Source organism: Actinoallomurus sp. NPDC052308 (genome assembly GCF_040679195.1).
Lineage (GTDB): Bacteria > Actinomycetota > Actinomycetes > Streptosporangiales > Streptosporangiaceae > Actinoallomurus > Actinoallomurus liliacearum.
Genome location: NZ_JBFAUM010000027.1, coordinates 77822 through 98647 on the forward strand (window position 1 = coordinate 77822; position 20826 = coordinate 98647).

The window sequence follows — 20826 nt, forward strand, 5'->3', positions numbered from 1 at the left end:
CGGTGCGACGGGATGGACGGCCTCATGCGAATTTTTGGCCATATGCAGTGAGGAGACCGAAACACACCTGAAACACCGGATCGCAGGGTTTCACACCGGCGAAACACTCATGCCCCGTCGGTGAAACCGCGCTGCTCGAAGCTCCAGAGCAGTATCGACCACCTCACCGAAGGGACGACCGCATGCCGCCGGACGTTCTGAAATTGATGAATTCGGGCGACACCGCCTGGCTGCTCGCGAGTTCCGCTCTCGTCCTTCTCATGACTCCCGGCCTCGCGTTCTTCTACGGTGGCATGGTCCGGTCGAAGAGCGTCCTGAACATGCTGATGATGAATTTCGCCACGATCGGCATCGTCAGCGTTCTGTGGGTCTTCTACGGCTACTCTCTGGCGTTCGCCAAGGACGTGGGGAACCACGGATTCATCGGCGGCCTGGGCAAGGTGGGCCTCAAGGACACCCTGATCTCCGCCTCCGGCACCTCGCCCGAGCTGGCCTTCGTGGCCTTTCAGCTGATGTTCGCGATCATCACGCCGGCTCTCATCAGCGGGGCCGTCGCCGACCGCGTCAAGTTCGGCGGCTGGTGCGTGTTCGTGGCCATCTGGGCGACGGTCGTCTACTTCCCGGTCGCGCACTGGGTGTTCTTCTTCGGCGACACGACGACGACCAAGGACGGCGGTTTCCTCGCCGACCACATCGGCACCCTCGACTTCGCCGGCGGTACCGCGGTCCACATCAACGCCGGCATGGCCGGCCTCGCCCTGGCCCTGGTCGTCGGCAAGCGTGTCGGCTGGCCGAAGGAGCCGATGCGGCCGCACAACGTCCCGTTCGTGCTGCTGGGCGCCGGCCTGCTGTGGTTCGGCTGGTTCGGGTTCAACGCCGGGTCCGCGCTGGCGGCCAACGCCCAGGCGTCCGTGGCGTTCGTCAACACCCAGGTCGCGACGGCCGCCGCGGCCCTCGGCTGGATCATCACCGAGCGGATCCGGTACGGCAAGTGCACCGCGCTCGGCATGGCCTCCGGCGCGGTCGCCGGCCTCGTCGCGATCACTCCGGCCTGTGCCTCGGTCAACCCGGTGGGCGCCATCATCCTCGGCATCATCGCGGGCGCCCTCTGCTCGGTCGCCGTGGGCATCAAGAACAAGTTCGGCTTCGACGACTCGCTCGACGTCGTCGGCGTGCACGCCGTCGGCGGCGCGGTGGGCGCGCTGCTCATCGGCTTCCTCGCCACCCCGACGGTCACCGGCATCCTCACCCCTGCCAAGGGCGACGGCCCGGCCGGCCTGTTCTACGGCGGAGGCCTCTCCCAGCTCGGCAAGCAGGCGATCGGCGTGGCGCTGGTCGCGGTGTACTCCTTCGTCCTCACCTGGATCATCGGCAAGGTGCTCGACAAGGTGATGGGCCTGCGAGTCAGCGAGGAGGACGAGGTGTCCGGCATCGACCTCGCCGAGCACGCCGAGAGCGCGTACGAGATCGGCACCGTCCACGGCGGGTCCCGCGGCGGATCGGGCATCCTGGCCTCGCTCACCGTCGACCGCGCGAGCGCGAACGGCGGCGATGAGGTGGGATCGGGCGGCGGCAAGAAGTCCGTGGGCCCGGGTGAGAAGAAGGTGGAGGCGGACGCATGAAGCTCGTCACCGCGGTGATCAAGCCGTTCAAGCTGGATGACGTCAAGGCGGCGCTGGAGACCTTCGGGGTGCACGGCCTCACGGTCAGCGAGGCCAGCGGGTACGGCCGCCAGCGCGGGCACACCGAGGTCTACCGGGGCGCGGAGTACAAGGTCGACCTCGTGCCCAAGCTCCGCGTGGAGGTCCTCGTCGACGACGAGGACGCCGACGACATCGTCGATGTGATCGTCAAGGCCGCCCAGACCGGCAAGATCGGTGACGGCAAGGTCTGGTCGGTCCCGGTCGACACCGTCGTCCGCGTCCGTACCGGGGAGACCGGGCCGGAGGCGCTGTAAGCGTGGCGGACGTGATCGGGGAGACGTACGGCCCGGCGGGCGGGGTCGCCCCGCCGGGCCGTGCCCTCTCCCGGACGTCGGCGACGGCCGAGGCCCGTGCCGCGCTCGGGGCGGCACGGGCCGACCGCGCCCGTGACCTGGACCGCGAGCTCGCCCGCCTGCTCGGTGCCGAGCCCGACGTCGCACTCGTCGCCGTCGGCAGCCACGGGCGGGAAGAGCTCACCCCCGGCGGCGACCTGGACCTGGTCCTCCTGCACCGGGACCGGCCGGACGTCTCCGCGCTCGCCGACCGCCTCTGGTACCCGATCTGGGACTCCGGTCAGCGCCTCGACCACTCGGTGCGCACCCCCGAGGAGGCGCGCGCCGTCGCCCGCGAGGACATGAAGGCCGCGCTGGGCCTGATCTCCGCCCGACACCTCGCCGGCGACCCGGCCCTGACCCGCGAGCTGCGCGAGGCGGTGCTCACGGACTGGCGGGCGGACGCCCGGCGGCGGCTCCCGGAGCTGCGGGAGATGTCACGCTCGCGCTGGAGCCGGTACGGGGAGCTGGCCTTCCTCCTGGAACCCGACCTGAAGGAGTCCCACGGCGGGCTGCGCGACGTCCACGCGATCCAGGCGGTCGCGGCGGCGTGGGTGGCGCCCGGCCCCACGGACGCGGTCCGGGCGGCGTACGACCTGCTGCTCGACGTCCGCCACGTGCTGCACGAGCAGACCGGTCGCGGCGGCGACCGTCTCGTCCTGCAGGAGCAGGACGCCGTCGCGGGCGCCCTGGGGCTGCTGGACGCGCACGCCCTGCTGCGCGCGGTCGCCGAGGCCGCCCGCACGATCACTTACGCCGCCGACCAGATGTGGCGGACGGTGGCGCGCTTCTGCTCCCCGCCGGGCCGCCCCGTCCGCAGGCCGCTCGCCGACGGCGTCGTCGAGCAGGACGGGGAGGTCGTTCTCGCGCTGGGCGCCGACGCGCGTAGGGACCCCGTGCTCGTGCTCCGCGCCGCCGCCGCGGCCGCCCAGGCGGGCCTGCCGCTCGCCACCGCCACCGTCGAGCGACTGGCGGCGGAGACGGCGCCGCTTCCCGACCCCTGGCCTCCCGCCGCCCGCGACGCGCTGGTCACCCTCCTCGGCGCCGGCCCGCCCGCGGTCGGGGTGTGGGAGGCGCTCGACCAGGCGGGCCTGATCGTCCGGCTCCTGCCCGACTGGGAGCGCGTCCGCAACCGGCCACAGCGCAACCCCGTGCACACGTACACCGTGGACCGGCACCTCGTGGAGACGGCCGCCCGCGCCGCCGCGCACACCCGTGACGTGGCCCGGCCCGACCTCCTCCTGGTCGGCGCCCTGCTGCACGACATCGGCAAGGGCTGGCCCGGGGACCACTCCCGTACCGGCGCGGTCATGGCCCGCGACCTCGGCCGGCGTCTCGGCTTCGACGCCGCCGACGTACGGGCGCTGGAGTCGATCGTCCGGCACCACCTCCTGCTGCCGGAGACCGCGACCCGCCGCGACCTCGACGACCCGGTCACCATCGAGACGGTGGCCAGGACCGTCGGGGACCCGGTCGTGCTCGAAACCCTCGCCGCCCTCGCCATCGCGGACGGGCAGGCCACCGGACCGGCGGCGTGGGGCGGGTGGAAGGCCCGCCTGGTCGCGGAGCTCGCCCGCCGCGTCGCCGCCGTGCTCGCCGGAGCGCCGCCGCCCGTCGCGCCCGGCCCGACCCCGGAACAGCTCGCCCTCGCCCGCCACGGCGGCGGCGCCGTGCGCGTCGCCGGCTCCCGGATCACGATCGCCGCCCCCGACCGCTCCGGCCTGCTCTGGCAGGCGGCCGGCGTCCTCGCCCTGCACCGCCTCGCCGTCCGTGGCGCCCGCGCGATGTCCTGGGCGCCGGCCACCGGTCCGGAGCCCGACCAGCCGAGCGGCCGCACGGAAGCCGACAGACCGGGCGGCCGTACGGAGAGCGGCCGGGCGTGCGTGCGCGCGGAGAGCGACGGGCCCGGCGGCCATACGGAAGCCGACGAATCCGGCGGCCGTACGGAGAGCGACGGACCGGGCGGCCGTATGGGGGCCGACATAGCGGGAAGCCGCGCGGAGAACGACCGGGCGGGTGTCCGTACGACCCAGGCCGACACGGCCGTGCTCGAGTTCATCGCCGTACCGGAGTACGGCTCCGGCCCCGATCCGGCCGCGCTCGAGGCCGACCTTCGCCGGGTCCTCGCCGGACGGCTCGACGTCGCGGCGCGGCTGGAGCGCCGCGCCCGGTCGTACCGGCCCCGTAAGGGCGTGTCGGTGCCCCCGCCGCGCGTCATCCTCCTCGACGACGCCTCGAACACCGCGACCGTCATGGAGGTGCGCGCCCACGACCGGCCCGGCCTGCTGTGGCGCATCGGGCACGCCCTCGGCTCCTGCGGCGTGCAGGTTCGCGCGGCCAGGGTGGAGACGCTCGGCGCCGAGGCCGTCGACGTCTTCTACGTGGTGGACGACGAGGGGCGTCCGCTCGCCGACCGTGACCTGCGGGAGACGATCCGCGAGGCCGTCCTCGAGGTCGTCCGCTGAACCGTTGACCGCCGGATGAAGATCACCGGAACTGGCCGTGCGGCCCATTGACGGTGCTCGCGGTCCGGGTGAGGCTCCTGGGGACCGAAGATCCTCAGGAGGTCTGCGTGCCCAACGTTCTGCTCACCCGCGCGGCCGTGCCGGTTCTCACTCTCGCCCTCGCGGGAACAGCCGCGGCGCCCGCCGACGCCGCCGGCGCCCGCGCCGTCGACCGAGGTCACGACCGTACGATCACGTTCCGGACCGGACACGACGGCGAGGTGCTCGCCGCCGTCACCGCGGCGGCCCCGGGTGTGTCCTGGGCCGTGCAGGGCCGTGAGTCGGCGGTCCTGTCGCTGTTCGTCGACGGCAGGTACGCCACCGACGACGTGGTCCCCGCCGCGTTCCCGATCAAGCGGGAGTTCGCCCTCGGCCGCCTGCGAGCCGGCCGCCACACGCTGCGGCTCCGGCTGGCCGCCGACCGCTCATTCGGCCGGGCCGTCCGGGTGAGCGGCGTGGCGTTCCGCACCGTCGCGGCCGGGTCGCCGGCGTACACCGACCTCGCCCACGCGCCCGTGCTGTACGGCCGCAACGGCACGGGCGGTACCTCGACCGGCCCGTTCCAGAACGCCGCCACCGACACGCCGCTGGTCGCCTGGCACGAGGACGTCCCCGCCGCGACGCCGGGGCACCGCCTGCTGACGTACTCCTACATCTGGAGCAACGAGGACGGTGGCACGTCCACCCCGCAGCTCATGGCGCGCTGGGGCCGTACGACGGACATCGAGTGGATCTACCAGGTGGAGGTGGACGCGCGCGGCAGGCGGGTGCCCGGAACCGCCGTCTTCCAGGCGCCGAACCACGTCACACAGCCGTTCGCGGGCACGTACGAGGGCGATCACCCGCTGCTGCAGACCTGCACGCTGAACAACAACATCTGCGACAAGGTCGACGACCCGATGCGGTTCTCGCTGTCCACCGCGCAGACGCTCGACGCGACCACGGAGGCCCGCGAGCAGATCATGGACCGCAACCCGTGGACGTACTGGGTGGCGGCGGCGGAGGCGCACCGGGAGGGCCGGGTCGCGGCGGACCCGCCGACGACCTCCCAGACCCTGATCGCCGACCCTCGCGACTACCTCTACCTCGTCGTCCGCAAGCAGACCATCGACCCGCCGAACGGCACCGACTGGGTCGGGCTGTCCATCGGCGTACGGCTCAAGGGCGACCCGACGCTGTACCGCTCGGACCACCTGTTCCCCGACCGGTCCATCAACCGGGACCTGCCCGCGGCGACGACGGTCCAGCTCCCGCCCGGAACGAAGCCGTCCGACGTCGCCGAGATCATCGGCATCCGGGTGCCCGCCACGAGCACGGACACCGGAGCGACGATCAAGGTGCAGGCGATCAACCGGGCGTTCTTCCTCGGTCAGGACGACCAACCCGGCGCGTCGTTCGTCTCCGGCCCCACGCCCGCGACACTGACCCAGCAGGACCCGACCGCCGTCCTGTACACCGCCGCCGACTCCGCCCGCTGACACGCTCTCGCCTTCGACGCTGGCGGCGTCGCACGGCCTCACCCCACCCGACCGGCACCGCATCCGGCCACTGCCGGCCGGGTGCGGCCGGCCGAGCGGCGCTGGGCGAGTGCCGTGTGCCGGGACGCGCGAAAGTCTCGGTGAACGCCGTGCGGTCCGGCCGTCTGCAGCGGCGAACGGGCGCAAGTCGGGCGGAGGTCCTCTGGCCTGGTTCAGAAGGGGTCGGTGAGTTCGCCGAGCTTGGAGGTGAGCCGGAGGTTCTCCGAGTAGTCGACCGGAACGGTGATCACCGAGACGGTGTCCTCCTCCAAGGCCTGCCGGAGGGTCGGCAGGAGGGCGTCCGCCGACTCGACCCGGTAGCCCCGGGCGCCGAAGCTCTCGGCGTACTTGACGAAGTCCGGGTTGCCGAACTCGACGTTGGAGTCGTGGCCCATCTCCAGGTCCATCTTCCACTCGATCAGCCCGTACGCCTTGTCCTCCCAGATCAGCACGGTGATCGGGAGCTTCTCGCGGACGGCCGTCTCCAGCTCCTGGGAGTTCATCAGGAAGGCGCCGTCGCCGGTCGCGGCAAGTACGTGCCGGTTGGGGAAGGCGAGCTTGGCCGCGAGCGCGCCCGGCACCGCGAAGCCCATCGAGGACAGGCCGTTGGACACGAGCAGCGTGTTGGGCTCGTACGTGGGGTACATCCGCGCCATCCACATCTTCACGGCGCCGGTGTCGGCCAGGACGATGTCCTTGCGGCCCATGGCCTCGCGGATGTCGGTGACGATCCGGCGCGGCGACATCGGGAACCGGTCCTCGTGGCGGCCGCGCTCGAGTTCCTCGGCGAGCATCCGCCGGATCTTCTCGCCGGTGCCCTGGGCGTCGAAGCGGCGGCGTACGGCGTCGGTGAGCGCCCGCAGCGAGTTGCGGATGTCGCCCTGGATGCCGACCGTGACGGGGTAGTGGTCGTCGACCTCGGCCGGGAACCGGTGAATGTGGATGATCTTCTTGTCGGCGTGCGGGTTGATCTTGACCGGGTCGAACTCCTGCAGCTCGTACCCGACGCAGATCAGCACGTCGGCCTCGTCGAAACCGAAGTTCACGTAGTCGTGGCGCATGAAGCCGACCGCGCCCAGCGCGTGGTCGTGATCGTCGGGGAAGACGCCCTTGCCGTTGAACGTCGTCGCCACCGGGATCCCGAGGCGTTCGGACATGCGGATCAGCTCGTGGCTCGCGCGGTTACGGGTCGCGCCGTGCCCGGCCAGGATGATCGGCTGCCGGGAGAGGGCGATGACGTCGGCGGCGCGGGCGACCTGCGACGCGGAGGGCTCCTCCGGCCGCACGATGTTGATCGGCAGCGGCTTGAGGGACGGGTCGACCTCGGCCGCCTCGACGTCTTCGGGGATGGCCAGGTAGACCGCGCCGGGCCGTTCGGTCTGCGCCACCTTGAACGCCTTGCGCACCATCTCCGGCAGGGCCTCCGGCGTCGGCGCCATGTCGGACCACTTGGTGATCGGCCGGAACAGCGAGACCAGGTCGATGATCTGGTGCGACTCCTTGTAGATGCGGTCCAGGCCGACCTGCGCGGAGATCGCGACGACGGGCGTGCTGTTGGTGGTCGCGTCGGCGACCCCGAGCTGGAGGTTGATCGCGCCCGGGCCCAGCGTCGCGGAGGCGACGCCCGGACGGCCGGTCAGCCGCCCGTACATCTCCGCCATGAACGCGGCGCCCTGCTCGTGGCGTACGAGGACGTATCGGATCGAGGATTCGTTCAGAGCATCGACGAAGTGAATGTTCTCCTCACCCGGGATGCCGAAGACGTACTCGACGCCTTCCGCCTCCAAGCAGCGGACCAGGAGTCGAGCGGCCTCCACCTGCGGGTCCATGCGGACTTCCTCCCCTTTTCGCCGGCATGTTCACCTATCTGGGGCAAGCGCGCTGATCGGGTTCACATTCCGCGATGTGGCCGATCCCACGCTCGGAACGGTGATGAGGGGCGCGCCGGGCCGCCGGCGGCCTCTGGTGAGACCGCGCACGCCGTGCGAGAGTGATCGGTGGCGGTCGGCCATCCGGGGGCCGCTGAGCGGATAGTGTTGAGGGTCGATCCCCGAAGCACCCTAGGACTGGTCCAGACACGTGTTCGAGACGCTTTCCGACCGGCTGACTACGGTCTTCTCCTCGCTGCGCAGCAAGGGCAAGCTGTCCGAGGCCGACATCAACGCGACCGCGCGCGAGATCCGCGTCGCCCTGCTCGAGGCCGACGTCGCGCTGCCCGTCGTCAAGGACTTCATCGCGCAGATCAAAGAGCGGGCCCGTGGCTCGGAGGTCTCGCAGGCGCTGAACCCGGCCCAGCAGGTCGTCAAGATCGTCAACGAGGAGCTCGTCAACGTCCTCGGTGGCGAGACGCGCCGCGTGCGGTTCGCCAAGACCCCGCCGACCGTGATCATGCTGGCGGGTCTGCAGGGCGCCGGTAAGACCACCCTCGCCGGCAAGCTCGCCCGCTGGCTGAAGAGCGAGGGGCATGCGCCGCTGCTCGTCGCCGCCGACCTCCAGCGGCCCAACGCGGTCCAGCAGCTGCAGGTGCTCGGCGAGCGGGCGGGCACCGCGGTGTACGCCCCGGAGCCCGGCAACGGCGTCGGCGACCCGATCGAGGTCGCCCGCCGGTCGATCGAGCACGCCCGGCACGCCCAGCACGACGTGGTCGTCATCGACACCGCGGGGCGCCTCGGCATCGACGAGGACATGATGCGCCAGGCGGCCGACATCCGCGACGCGGTCCGCCCCGACGAGATCCTGTTCGTCGTCGACGCGATGATCGGCCAGGACGCCGTCGTCACCGCGCAGGCGTTCCTCGACGGCGTCGGCTTCGACGGCGTCGTGCTGACCAAGCTCGACGGCGACGCCCGTGGCGGCGCGGCCCTGTCGGTCCGGCACATCACCGGCCGGCCGATCATGTTCGCGTCCACCGGCGAGAAGCTCGAGGACTTCGACGTCTTCCACCCGGACCGCATGGCGGGCCGGATCCTCGACATGGGTGACATCCTCACCCTCATCGAGCAGGCCGAGAAGGCGTTCGACGCCGAGCAGGCCGAGAAGATGACCTCGAAGTTCGCTTCGGGGGAGGACTTCAGCCTCGAGGACTTCCTCGAGCAGATGCAGATGATCCGCAAGCTCGGCCCGATCAAGAACCTCCTGGGCATGATGCCGGGCATGGGGCAGATGCGGCAGCAGATCGACCAGATCGACGACCGTGACCTCGACCGGATCGGCGGCATCATCAACTCGATGACGCCCGAGGAGCGGCAGAACCCCAAGATCATCAATGGCTCGCGGCGGGCCCGCATCGCGCGCGGCTCCGGCGTGAGCGTCACCGAGGTCAACAACCTCGTCACCCGGTTCTTCGACGCGCAGAAGATGATGCGTCAGGTGGCCGGCGGCATGGGCATCCCCGGCATGCCGGGCACCCGGCGCAAGCAGGTCAAGGCGGCCGCCAAGAAGAACAAGGGCAAGGGCAAGCAGCGCAGCGGCGACCCGCGTAAGCGCGCCCAGGAGGCGGCGGGCAAGAAGACGCAGCATGCCGACGGTGCGCCCCAGGGCCTCCCGCCCGGCCTTGGGGGAGGGGTCCCGGGTCAGTTGCCGCCCGGGTTCCAGATGCCCGACCTGTCCAAGCTCCAGGGGAAGAAGAAGTAACACGCCGCGCCGGGCGTACGGCACGCCGCCGTATTCGGGCGTGCGGCGCGCGAAGCGGGCACGCGGCCGTATTCGGGCGTGCGGCCTGGGACGATGCCGGGCGTACGGCACGCGGCCGTATTCGGGTGCGCGGCCTCGGGCGACGCCGGGCGTGTCGCCCGGTCGGAGGGCGGCGGCGGGCCGTCGCCCTCGGGTGGTGTCGGCGATGTGGGCCTGGGCGGGAGCCCGCCCCGTACCGCCGTCTTCCGGGGGCCGGCCGGGCCGCAGGTGCGCGGCGGGTCGGCCGCGGCGGGACGTACGTCTCATCCGGACCACCGGACGGACCGCACGCCCCGCGCGGACGGATGATCAGTCGCGGCCGAGTTCGCCGTCGACGCGGCGCCAGATGCCCAGCGGGTTCCCGTCCCGCAGCTCGGCGGGCAGCAGCGTCGCGGGCGCGTCCTGGTAGCCGACCGGACGCAGGAAGCGTTCGATCGCCCGGGTTCCGACCGACGTGGTGGCCGGTGCCGAGGTGGCGGGGAACGGCCCGCCGTGCACGACCGCGTGCCCGACCTCGACGCCCGTCGGCCAGCCGTTGAACACCACCCGCCCGGCGACCAGCTCCAGCAGCGGCAGCAGCTCGGCGGCCTGCCCGTGATCCTCCGGCGTCGCGTGCACGGTCGCGGTGAGCTGGCCCTCGAGAGCCTCGGCGATCCGCAGGAGCTGGGCGTGGTCGCGCGCCCGTACGATGATCGACGCGGCACCGAAGACCTCGTCCTGGAGCGACCGGTCGGCCAGGAAGGCGTCCCCGTCGGTGACGAACAGCGCGGCGCGCCCGCCGCAGGCGATCGCCGGGTCGTCGCCGCCGCGCGCCACCTCGGTCACCGCGTCCGTGTCCGCCAGCCGCCGGATCCCTTCGTCGTACGCCTGCCGGATGCCCGCGTTCAGCATCGGGGCCGCCGCCGTCTCAGCGAGCGCCGCCGACGCCGACTCGACGAACGCGTCCAGCCCGTCGCCCTCGACGGCGAAGACCAGGCCGGGGCTCGTGCACAGCTGGCCGGCCCCGGTGGTCAGGGAGGCGACGTACGCCGGGCCGAGGTCCTTGGCCTTCTCCCGGAGCGCGCCGGGCAGCAGGAACACCGGGTTCACGCTGGACATCTCGGCGTACACCGGGATCGGCACGGGACGCGCCGCGGCGGCCGTGACCAGCGCCAGGCCGCCCTGCCGGGAACCGGTGAAGCCGACGGCCCGGATCCGCGGATCGGTGACCAGCGCCACGCCGAGCTCACGGCCGCCCTGCAGCAGCGAGAACGTGCCCTCCGGCAGGCCGTGCTCGGCCACCGCGGCCCGGATCGCCCGGCCGACCAGCTCGGAGGTGCCCGGATGCGCCGGGTGCGCCTTGACCACCACCGGGGCGCCCGCGGCCAGCGCCGACGCCGTGTCGCCACCGGCGACGGAGAAGGCCAACGGGAAGTTGCTCGCCGCGAACACCGCCACGGGGCCCAGCGGGATCCGCCGTTGCCGCAGGTCCGGCCGGGGCAGCGGGGTACGGTCGGGGATGGCCGGGTCGACACGGGCGCCGAGCCAGCCACCGTCCCGGACGACCCGCGCGAACAGCCGCAACTGGTTGGTGGTCCGCGCCAGCTCGCCCCTGACACGGGCCTCCGGGATGCCGGTCTCGGCGGTGACCCGGCCGATCAGCTCCGCGCCGAGCGCGTCGATCCGGTCGGCGACCCCCTCCAGGAACGCGGCCCGGGTCTCCTGATCGGTGTTCCGGTACGTGCCGAACGCGTCCCAGGCCAGGGCGGCGGCGCGGGCGACGTCGGCCGCTCCGCCGAAACGGTACGCCGGCTCGAGGCGCTCGCCGGTCCGCGGATCGACGGCGTGGAACTCCTCTCCGGTGCCGGGCACGTCCTGCGCGCCGATCAGCTGATCTCCGGTCAGAGTGGACGTCGTGTCATGTACGGTCATCGGCTCAGCCCACTTTCTTCGCACAACGGTCAGCGATTCCATCGTCGCCTACCCTCACGTCGTGGGCTTCCACGGGCGGATCGCACGCCCGTCACCGATCGATCGCCGGTCGTGACGCGCGGCGCGCTGATCGATTGCCACTTCACCGCCATCGTCTGGCAGAATGGCAGGCTGGAAAACCGAAACGGGCAGGGCCCTCTCTCTCCTGTGCGCGCCGGTGTCCTTCCGAGCGGCGGTTCCGGTCCCCACCTGGGACTGATCCGCTCGTCCATTTCGAATCTGGAGAACACCACACCCGTGGCAGTCAAGATCAAGCTCAAGCGTCTGGGGAAGATCCGGGCTCCGTACTACCGGATCGTCGTCGCCGACTCCCGCACCAAGCGTGACGGGCGCGCGATCGAGGAGATCGGCAAGTACCACCCGAAGGAGGAGCCCTCGCTCATCGAGGTCGACTCCGAGCGGGTGCAGTACTGGCTGGGCGTTGGCGCCCAGCCGACCGAGCCGGTCCTGTCGATCCTGAAGATCACCGGCGACTGGCAGAAGTTCAAGGGCGAGCCGGGCGCGGAGGGCACGCTGAAGGTCGCCGAGCCCAGGCCCGACAAGCAGGAGGTCTTCCAGGCCGCCGTCAAGGAGACCCTGGACGACGCCGAGGGCAAGGCGACCACGCCCAAGTCCAAGAAGAAGACCGAGCCGAAGAAGGCCAAGAGCGAGGCGGAGGAGTCGGCGTCGGCCGAGGAGACCTCCGAAGCCAAGAGCGAGGCCTAAGGTGCTCGAGGAGGCGCTCGAGCACCTGGTCCGCGGAATCGTGGAGCACCCGGACGACGTCCGGGTGCGCGCCCGCCGGCTTCGCAACGGCCGGGTTCTCGAGGTGCGCGTGCACCCCGACGACCTCGGCAAGGTCATCGGCCGCAACGGCCGTACGGCCAAGGCCTTGCGTACGGTGGTCGGCGCCCTCGCGGGCGGCCGGTACATCCGCGTCGACCTTCTCGACCTCAACGAGGCCCGATAGTGCTCGCGGTCGGCATTCTCCGCCGGAGCGGTCGGACCGCCCGCGGAGCGGCTTGATGCTGCTCGCCGTCGGCCGTATCGGCCGGGCCCATGGGGTCCGCGGCGAGGTGAGCGTCGAGACGAGCACCGACGACCCCGGCGCGCGGTTCGCGCCGGGGTCGTCACTCGTCACCGACCCGGCGCGCCTGGGCCCGCTGACCATCGAGTCCGTACGGCCGCACGCCGGCCGCCTCCTCGTGCGGTTCGCCGGAGTGGACGACCGCACGGCCGCCGAGACGCTGCGCGGCACCCTCCTGCTGGTCGACTCCTCCGACATCTCGCCCAGCGCGGACCCGGACGAGTTCCACGACCAGGAGCTCATCGGTCTCGTCGCGGTGACCCCCGACGGCACCGAGGTGGGCGAGGTCGTGGACGTCGAGCACCTCGGCCAGGACCTCCTGGTCGTCCGGCGTCCCGGTGGCGACGCGCTCGTGCCGTTCGTACGCGCCCTCGTCCCCGAGGTCGACGTGCCCGGCGGACGGATCGTCATCGACCCCCCGCCCGGCCTGTTCGAATGACACCCGCCGCGGACGCCCGCCGCCCGGCGGCGTCCGACGGCCGCCGTGGCGCGCAGACTTGAGACACAGGACCCATGGAGCGCCCATGAGACTCGACATCGTCACCATCTTTCCCGAGTACTTCGCGCCGCTCGACGTCTCCCTCCTGGGCAAGGCGCGGCGGCGCGGCGACGTCGACGTCCACGTGCACGATCTTCGAGGCTGGGCGCACGACCGGCACCGCACCGTCGACGACACGCCGTACGGCGGCGGTCCCGGCATGGTGATGAAGCCGGAGCCGTGGGGCGAGGCACTGGACGCCGTGGTACCGCCGCCATCGAGCGCGCGTCTCGTCGTCCCGACGCCGAGCGGTCGCCCCTTCACCCAGGAACTCGCCGTCGAGTACGCCGCCGAGCCCTGGCTCGTCTTCGCGTGCGGGCGGTACGAGGGCATCGACGCCCGGGTCATCGAGGACGCCGGGGAGCGGATGCCGGTCGACGAGGTCAGCATCGGCGACTACGTCCTGGCCGGCGGCGAGGTGGCGGTCCTCGTGATCGTCGAGGCCGTCTCCCGGCTGCTGCCCGGCGTACTCGGGAACGCCGACTCGGTGACCGACGACTCCTTCGCGCCGGGCCGGATGGAGGCCCTGCTCGAAGGGCCCGTCTACACCAAGCCGGCGACCTGGCGCGGGCGCGACGTCCCCGAGGTGCTCATGTCCGGAAACCACGGCGCGATCGCACGCTGGCGACGTGATCAGGCGCTGCGGCGCACCGCCGCGAGACGACCCGAACTGATCGGCCGGAACCCGCTCGACGAGGCCGACCACCGGGCCCTCGCGGAGGCCGGTTTTCCGGTTGACGCCGAACGTATGGCACACTGAGACGTCACCCCAGCGTTCGACGCTGGGCGTGTTCAGACTTCCAGAAGATCCCATCGCGCGTCGGCGGCCCCTGGCCGCGCGCGTTTCACCACGAGGAACCGCAGTCATGCACACCCTGATCCAGGAGATCGAGAAGGCCGCGATGCGGTCTGACGTACCGGACTTCCGCCCGGGTGACACGCTCAAGGTTCACGTGCGCGTGACCGAGGGCAACCGGAGCCGCATCCAGGTCTTCCAGGGTGTGGTGATCCGGCGTCAGGGCGGCGGCGCTCGTGAGACGTTCACCGTTCGTAAGGTGAGCTACGGCGTCGGCGTCGAGCGGACCTTCCCGCTCAACAGCCCGTCCATCGACAAGATCGAGGTCGTCACCCGCGGTGACGTCCGGCGAGCCAAGCTCTACTACCTCCGCGAGCTGCGCGGCAAGGCCGCCCGCATCAAGGAGAAGCGCGACAACTGAGCGGGCTCCATTCCCGCCTTCGGCCCCGGCCCGTCGACCGACGTGCCGGGGCCTGTCATTGCGGCGGCCGAGGATTTCGCCGTACACGGCAGACGACACGCTGACGTTGGCCGCCGTCAGGGCTCGCGGGCATTAGGCTTCCCCTGATGACTGACGACGAGCAGGGCCTGCGCGAGCCCGCGGCCACCGCCGGTGACACGCGCCACGACGCATCACAGAACGGCCGGAAGGGCGCGCACTCCGCCGATCGGGAGTCGGGAGACCCGCGATCGGCGGACGAGAAGGCCGACGAGCCGGAGGAATCCGCGCCGGCCGGACCGGATGATGCGGACGGCGCCGACGCCGGCAAGGGCTCGCGGAAGAAGAAGCAGGGCTCCTTCTGGAAGGAGCTGCCGATCCTGATCGGCGTCGCCCTCGCGCTCGCCATGGTCATCAAGGCCTTCGCGGTCCAGGCGTTCTACATCCCGTCGCAGTCGATGGAGAACACCCTCAAGGTCGGCGACCGGGTTCTGGTCAACAAGATCGTCTACCACACGCGCGACATCAAGCGCGGGGACGTGGTCGTCTTCAACGGACTGGACTCCTGGGACCCGGAGGTCCAGTATTCGAAGCCGAGCAACCCGGTGTCGAAGGTCCTGCACGCGGTCGGTAGCGCCTTCGGCGTCGTCCCCGGCGAGAAGGACTACATCAAGCGGGTCATCGGCGTTCCCGGCGACCACGTGGCCTGCTGCGACGCTCAGGGACGCGTGACCGTCAACGGCCATCCGCTCGAGGAAACGGGCTATCTCTACACCGACCCGGTGACCCACGAGCAGAACAAGCCGTCCGACAGCAAGTTCAAGATCACCGTCCCTGCGGGCCGGCTCTGGGTGATGGGCGACCACCGCGAGGTGTCCTACGACTCCCGCGGGCACCTGGGTGACCCCGGCGGCGGCACGATCCCCGAGAACCGTGTCGTCGGCCGAGCGTTCGTCGTCGTCTGGCCCGTCACCCGCGTCAAGCTGCTGTCGATCCCGAAGACGTTCGGCCAGCCGGGCCTCGCGCTCGCCAACGGCGCATTGCCGGCGATCCCGCTGGCGATGGGGTTCGCCGGCGCGCTGCCGGTGACGCTGCTGCGCAGGCGTCGCTGCCGCGCCGGTTCGTTCCTCGGTCGCCGACGCCTCCGGCGCGCCACGGAGTGACCGGCCACGCTGATGCTCCCGCAGCGCGCGGTGTTCCGCTTCGGCCGAGCCCCCGCGCGACGTACCCTGCCTGATGTGTACATCGATGTCCGAGCCCACCGTCCTCGTGGTCTCACCCCCCGACGGGATGTCGGCCTGTACGCCTACGAGCGAGTGGTGGAACGCTGCGGCCTCGGGCCGGTGGCCGGCGTCGACGAGGCCGGTCGCGGCGCGTGCGCCGGGCCGCTGGTCGTCGCGGCCGTGATCCTCGCGCCGGAGCGCCGCCGCCGCATCGAGGGGCTCGCGGATTCGAAACTGCTCACCGCCGCGCGCCGGGAGCGCCTGTACGAGGAGATCACGACCACGGCCATGGCGTGGCACGCCCTCATCGTGCCGCGCGAGGAGATCGACCGGGTGGGTGTGCATCGCTGCAACGTCGCGGGAATGCGGCGGGCGCTCGCGGCGCTGAGCGTGGAGCCCGGTTACGTCCTGACGGACGGATTCCGGGTGCCGGGCATCTGCGCCCCCGGGCTTCCGGTGCCGAAGGGCGATCGAGTGGCGGCCTGCGTCGCCGCGGCGTCGATCGTGGCGAAGGTGACCCGAGACCGGATCATGATGGAGTTGCACGAGCGTTATCCGATGTACGGTTTCGGCGTTCACAAGGGGTACGTCACTCGTGCGCACGCCGCTGCGTTGGAGGAGCATGGACCTTGTCCTGAACATCGGCTCTCCTTCGTCAATGTGGCCCGGGCGGTCGCGGCGGAGGCGGGACCGGAAATCGATGCCTCAGACGCTGGGGAGATCGATTGGGAGGCGTCACACTATGAGGACACCGCCGACCAGGCGGACGTCGCCTGAGCCGCGGTTCGGGGAGGGAACGCGAGTATGAGCGCAGAAGACCTCGAGAAGTACGAGACCGAGATGGAGCTCCAGCTCTACCGCGAATACCGCGATGTGGTCGGCCTCTTCACGTATGTCGTCGAGACCGAGCGGCGGTTCTATCTCACCAACACCGTCGATCTGCAGGTGCGCAGCACCGACAACGGCGAGACCTTCTTCGAAGTGACGATGCAGGACGCGTGGGTTTGGGACATGTACCGCCCGGCGCGCTTTGTGAAGAATGTTCGGGTTGTGACCTTCAAGGACGTGAACATCGAGGAACTGGCCAAGAGCGATCTGGAGCTGCCCAACAGCTGACGCGGCTCCGTGGGCGGGCGGCACCCGAGGGTCCGCCCGCCCACGTGTGATCACCCATCTCGAGCCGCCGCGAACAGCGCGTCGACCTCCTCGGAACAGGCGTCGACCTCCGGAAACAGGCATCGACCTTCGGGGTGGGGCACCCGCGTCGGGACCGGGCGCGGGTCTTTCGGGTGGGGACGCCGGCCTTTCGGGTGGGGACACCGGTCCTTCGGGCCGGGCAGCGGTCTTTCGGGTCGGGGCACCACCGCTCTTTCGTGACGGGGCGCCGGGGTTCAGCGGTCTGGGGGACGGCGGCGTAGCTTCCATCCCTTCGCGCATCGCTCGACGAACCCGGCGGCCGACAGGGCGCCCAGGCCGGCGAGCGCGGTGTCGAGATCGACGCCTGCGGACACCGCGATCCGCGCCGTACCCGCCCCGCCGCGAGCGGGAATCGCCTCCAGGACGTCTCTGGTCACCGGGTCGAGCCGGTCGCGGTCGAGGACGGGGCCTCGTCGCTCGGGCGCGAGGTCGTCGCCGATGAGACCGACCAGGTCCAGAACCTCCGCCGTGTCGGTGACGCAGACGGCCTCGCCCCACTCCCGCAGCAGGACATGACAGCCGGCGGACGCCGCCGACGTCACCGGCCCGGGCACGACCATGACGGCGCGGCGGAGGTCGCGGGCGTGTCGTGCCGTGCTGATCGCTCCGCTCCGGCGCGCCGCCTCGACGACCACCGTGCCGCGGGTCAGCGCCGCGATCGTCCGGTTGCGTACCAGGAAGCGGCCGCGGGTCGGTGGTGCACCGGGCGGCAGTTCGCTGACCAGCAGGCCATGGCGGGCGATCTCCGTGAACAGCCCGGCGTGGGAACTCGGATACGTCACGTCGAACCCGCAGGCGAACACGGCCACGGTCAGGCCGTCCGCCGCGAGCACCCCCCGATGCGCCGCCGCGTCGATGCCGTACGCGCCTCCGCTCACCACCGTCCATCCCCGATCGGCCAGCTCGGCGGCCATCTCGGCGGCGACGTTGATCCCGTAGGAGGTGGCGGCGCGGGCGCCCACGATCGCCACGGAGCGTAGACAGCCGAACCGGAGATCCTGATCGCCGCGCACCCACAGCGCGTACGGCCGGCGGTCACCGAGATCGTCGAGCTGGGTCGGCCACTCCGCGTCTCCCGGGCACACCAGCCGACCCTGCAGCGCGTCGCACGCGGCCAGGAGACGCTGCGGCTCGGCATCGGGCAACCGGGCCCGCCAGGCGGCGAACCGCCGGGCCACACCGTCCTTACCGAGACCGGCCGGACCGGCCGGACCAGCCGGACCGATCGGACCCGTCGGATCGCCGGGATCGCTGGGATCGGTGGCCGGCAGTGAATCCGAGCGGATGACGTCCAGCGCGCCGATCGCACCCTCCTTCGCGATGAGACGCCCTAACAGCTCGTCGCCGGGCTCCGCGATGCGGGTCAGGAGGGCGCGGGCGAGCCGTTCCTCCGCCGAGATCATCGTGCCTCCTCAGGGACCGATGTGAGTGCGGCGCTGTCAGGAGCGCCCTTGCCAGAGCCCGAACGCCTCGTCGACCTGGCTCGCGGTCGGAGCGTCCTTTCCGGCCAGGTCGGCGAGGGTCCACGCGACACGCACGACGCGGTCGAGGCCGCGTGCGCTGAGCCGTCCGTCGGCCAACGGCCCGTCGAGCGCCGCGAGCACCCGATCCGGTGGCGCGAACCGGCGCCGAAGCTCCCGGCCGGGAACGTCGGCGTTGGTGCGCCAGGGGAGGTCGGCCAGCCGCCGGCGGGCCCGATCGCGAGCGACCAGGACCCGCTCGGCGACCGTCGCGCTGGACTCGGCCAGCTGCAGGTCGTATCGCAGCTCCGCACGGCTCACCTCTTTCAAATCGGCCTTGAGATCGATCCGGTCGAGCAACGGCCCCGACAGGCGGGCGAGATACCGCTCCCGCATCGTCGGCGGGCACTTGCAGTCGCGAGACTTGGCCGCCGCGCACGGGCAGCGATTCGCCGCCAGCAACAGCGTGAACCGCGCCGGAAATCGGGCCGTCGCCCCGGACCGGGCGATGACCACTTCTCCCTCCTCCAGCGGCTGGCGTAAGGCGTCCAGCACCCCACCGGCGAATTCGGGGCTCTCATCGAGGAAGAGAACGCCCCGGTGCGCCAGCGACACCGCCCCCGGCTGGATCAGCCGGTTACTGCCTCCGCCGACCAGGGCGGCCCGGGACGCGGTGTGGTGCGGAGCGCAGAAGGGAGGATGGGTGATCAGCGGCTGCCCGGCCGGGAGACCGCCCGCGACCGAATGGATGGCCGTTACCTCCAGGGCGGCGTCGTGGTCGAGCTCCGGCAGCAGGGTGGGCAGACGCTCGGCCAGCATGGTCTTCCCGCATCCCGGCGGACCGGTGAGCAGGAGATGATGGCCACCGGCGGCGCTGACCTCCAGCACCTTGCGCGCGTCGGCCTGGCCGCGCACGTCGGCCAGGTCCAGATCACCGCGCCGCGCCCGCGAACGCGCCGCCAGGCCGTTCAGCCGCGACGGCGCCGCCTCCTCCTCGGCCGGGTCGTCCGCCTCCTCCTCCGGCGGCGGCTGGTCACGGAGGCGGCACACCAGCGCCCGGAGCGAACGCACCCCGATGACCCGGACGCCCGGAACGAGTGACGCCTCGGCGAGGTTCGCCCTCGGCACCACGACCGTGTCGGCGCCCGCCTCAGCGGCGGCGAGGACGGCGGGCAGCACCCCCGCCACGGGACGGACCCGGCCGTCGAGCCCCAGTTCGCCGATCATCACCATGTCCGCGCACGCCCTGGCGGGGAACGCGTCCTCCGCGCCGAGCAGCGCCACGGCGATGGCGACGTCGAAACCGCTGCCCCGCTTCGGCATGCTCGCGGGGAACAGGCTGACCGTGACGTGCCGGTTGGGCCACTGCTCACCGCTGTTGAGGATCGCCGCCCGGGCGCGGCTGCGCGCCTCGTTCAGCGCGGCGTCGGGCAGGCCCACGAGGTGTAGCCCCGGAACGCCGCTGGTGATGGCCGCCTCGACGTCGACGAGTGCCCCGTCGACGCCCAGCAGCGCGACTGCGCGAGTTCGGGCCAGTGCCATCGTCAGCACACTCCCTTCAGATGGTCGACGGTGAAGCGGCCGGGCCCGTCGGCGAGCAGGCCGATGACGTCGATGCGGGCGGTGGCGTGGCCGACGCCGTGCGCGGCCAGCCAGCGGCTCGCGAGGCGCCGTAATCGCGCGGCCTTGGCCGGAGTCACCGCCTCGGCAGGCGTGCCGAACGCGACGCTGGAGCGGGTCTTGACCTCGCACACCACCAACTCGGCGCCGTCGCGGGCCACGATGTCCAACTCGCCTTCGCCGCAACGCCAGTTGCGGTCGAGGATCTGCCAGCCGAGCCGGGTCAGATGATCGGCTGCGGCCTGCTCACCCTGCCGCCCGAGCGTGTCCTTCGCGAGCATGTGCTCACCTCCGATGTCGACGGTGCCGGAACGCTCACCGTTCGTGTCGACCGAACTCCGTTCTGTGGATAAGCCGCCGGGCGGTGCGGGCGCTTGCCTCACCGTTCCGAGTCGCGCAGGGTGTCCTCCGTACGGTGGGCCGTACCGTCGGCGTCCGCGCCCGGCGGGATCGCGGTTCCGGCAGCGACGAGTCGCCGAGGGAGCGCCATGGAAACGGACCGGGAGACCAGCGTGCGGCTCGACGACGAGCCCGTACCCGAGGGGCCCGGAACGGGGGCGAGCGAGAGGCCCGCCGCGAAGATCCCTACGACGTGCGGCGATGAGGCCGGAGCGGAGTGCGCCAGGACGTCCGGTGAGCGGAGCGGCGCGGATCCTGCCGGGGACGCCACCGCGGAGGTCACGGAAGACATCGGCGCGGGCCCTGCCGGCGACGCCGCTGCGGAGGTCGCTCAACAGACCGCCGTGGAGCCGATCGGGGAAGCGGCTGTGGAGGTTGCTCAACAGACC

18 protein-coding genes are annotated in these 20826 nt (G+C 71.8%); 13 read left to right on the forward strand and 5 right to left on the reverse strand.

Translation table 11 applies throughout. From position 1 onward, the window contains the following. The first annotated feature begins 203 nt into the window (after window positions 1–203). The 4 genes from AB0L00_RS37715 to AB0L00_RS37730 all read left to right on the forward strand — a co-directional run bounded on the left by AB0L00_RS37715 (window position 204) and on the right by AB0L00_RS37730 (window position 6017). On the forward strand, window positions 204–1622 hold the full coding sequence (locus AB0L00_RS37715; RefSeq protein WP_364442263.1) for an ammonium transporter: 1419 nt from the start codon (window positions 204–206) through the stop codon (window positions 1620–1622). Further along, entirely contained in the window at window positions 1619–1957 is a 339-nt protein-coding gene (locus tag AB0L00_RS37720) for a P-II family nitrogen regulator (protein WP_252776317.1), read from the forward strand. Before AB0L00_RS37715 ends, AB0L00_RS37720 begins: the two co-directional genes overlap by 4 nt. Before the next feature lie 2 nt (window positions 1958–1959). Then, complete coding sequence (locus AB0L00_RS37725; RefSeq protein ID WP_364442238.1) at window positions 1960–4500, forward strand: [protein-PII] uridylyltransferase; 2541 nt, start codon at window positions 1960–1962, stop codon at window positions 4498–4500. Between the two features lie 107 nt (window positions 4501–4607). Next, window positions 4608–6017: a hypothetical protein gene (locus tag AB0L00_RS37730; protein ID WP_364442239.1), complete on the forward strand. Its 1410-nt coding sequence runs from the start codon at window positions 4608–4610 to the stop codon at window positions 6015–6017. A 212-nt stretch (window positions 6018–6229) separates the two neighbouring features. On the opposite strand, the gene AB0L00_RS37735 is transcribed toward AB0L00_RS37730, so the two are convergent. Then, window positions 6230–7885, reverse strand: a complete 1656-nt coding sequence (locus AB0L00_RS37735) for an acetolactate synthase large subunit (RefSeq protein WP_364442240.1) — start codon at window positions 7883–7885, stop codon at window positions 6230–6232. Window positions 7886–8135: 250 nt separating this feature from the next. Between AB0L00_RS37735 and ffh the strand changes: the two genes are divergently transcribed. Next, on the forward strand, window positions 8136–9689 hold the full coding sequence (gene ffh / locus AB0L00_RS37740; protein ID WP_364442242.1) for a signal recognition particle protein: 1554 nt from the start codon (window positions 8136–8138) through the stop codon (window positions 9687–9689). A gap of 348 nt (window positions 9690–10037) precedes the next feature. On the opposite strand, the gene AB0L00_RS37745 is transcribed toward ffh, so the two are convergent. Further along, the gene (locus tag AB0L00_RS37745) at window positions 10038–11639 is read right to left on the reverse strand and encodes an aldehyde dehydrogenase (NADP(+)) (protein WP_364442243.1); all 1602 of its coding nucleotides are present in this window, start codon (window positions 11637–11639) and stop codon (window positions 10038–10040) included. Between the two features lie 297 nt (window positions 11640–11936). Here AB0L00_RS37745 and rpsP point away from each other — a divergent pair, with 297 nt between their 5' ends. The 8 genes from rpsP to AB0L00_RS37785 all read left to right on the forward strand — a co-directional run bounded on the left by rpsP (window position 11937) and on the right by AB0L00_RS37785 (window position 16877). Then, window positions 11937–12404 (forward strand): 30S ribosomal protein S16, encoded by a 468-nt coding sequence (rpsP, locus tag AB0L00_RS37750; RefSeq protein ID WP_364442244.1) that lies wholly within the window; start codon window positions 11937–11939, stop codon window positions 12402–12404. Window position 12405: 1 nt separating this feature from the next. Further along, window positions 12406–12648, forward strand: a complete 243-nt coding sequence (locus AB0L00_RS37755; RefSeq protein WP_364442245.1) for an RNA-binding protein — start codon at window positions 12406–12408, stop codon at window positions 12646–12648. A 55-nt stretch (window positions 12649–12703) separates the two neighbouring features. Next, on the forward strand, window positions 12704–13204 hold the full coding sequence (gene rimM, locus AB0L00_RS37760) for a ribosome maturation factor RimM (protein WP_364442246.1): 501 nt from the start codon (window positions 12704–12706) through the stop codon (window positions 13202–13204). Between the two features lie 85 nt (window positions 13205–13289). Then, window positions 13290–14063 (forward strand): tRNA (guanosine(37)-N1)-methyltransferase TrmD, encoded by a 774-nt coding sequence (gene trmD / locus AB0L00_RS37765; protein ID WP_364442247.1) that lies wholly within the window; start codon window positions 13290–13292, stop codon window positions 14061–14063. Between the two features lie 106 nt (window positions 14064–14169). Then, entirely contained in the window at window positions 14170–14520 is a 351-nt protein-coding gene (rplS, locus tag AB0L00_RS37770) for a 50S ribosomal protein L19 (protein ID WP_252807910.1), read from the forward strand. Window positions 14521–14666: 146 nt separating this feature from the next. Further along, on the forward strand, window positions 14667–15701 hold the full coding sequence (gene lepB / locus AB0L00_RS37775) for a signal peptidase I (protein ID WP_364442248.1): 1035 nt from the start codon (window positions 14667–14669) through the stop codon (window positions 15699–15701). A gap of 75 nt (window positions 15702–15776) precedes the next feature. Next, window positions 15777–16538 (forward strand): ribonuclease HII, encoded by a 762-nt coding sequence (locus tag AB0L00_RS37780; RefSeq protein ID WP_364442264.1) that lies wholly within the window; start codon window positions 15777–15779, stop codon window positions 16536–16538. A gap of 27 nt (window positions 16539–16565) precedes the next feature. Then, entirely contained in the window at window positions 16566–16877 is a 312-nt protein-coding gene (locus AB0L00_RS37785; RefSeq protein ID WP_345361267.1) for a DUF2469 domain-containing protein, read from the forward strand. 275 nt (window positions 16878–17152) lie between these two features. Here the strand turns inward: AB0L00_RS37785 and dprA are convergent, their stop codons facing one another. Genes dprA through AB0L00_RS37800 form a run of 3 tightly spaced genes read right to left on the reverse strand, consistent with a single transcriptional unit; the run spans window position 17153 to window position 20319 of the window. Further along, window positions 17153–18361, reverse strand: coding sequence for a DNA-processing protein DprA (dprA, locus tag AB0L00_RS37790; protein ID WP_364442249.1), 1209 nt, complete (start codon window positions 18359–18361; stop codon window positions 17153–17155). Window positions 18362–18397: 36 nt separating this feature from the next. Next, the gene (locus AB0L00_RS37795) at window positions 18398–19960 is read right to left on the reverse strand and encodes a YifB family Mg chelatase-like AAA ATPase (protein ID WP_364442250.1); all 1563 of its coding nucleotides are present in this window, start codon (window positions 19958–19960) and stop codon (window positions 18398–18400) included. A gap of 2 nt (window positions 19961–19962) precedes the next feature. Continuing rightward, window positions 19963–20319 carry a YraN family protein gene (locus AB0L00_RS37800; RefSeq protein WP_364442251.1) on the reverse strand — a complete coding sequence of 119 codons (357 nt, stop codon included), beginning with the start codon at window positions 20317–20319 and terminating at the stop codon, window positions 19963–19965. Window positions 20320–20826: the final 507 nt, after the last annotated feature.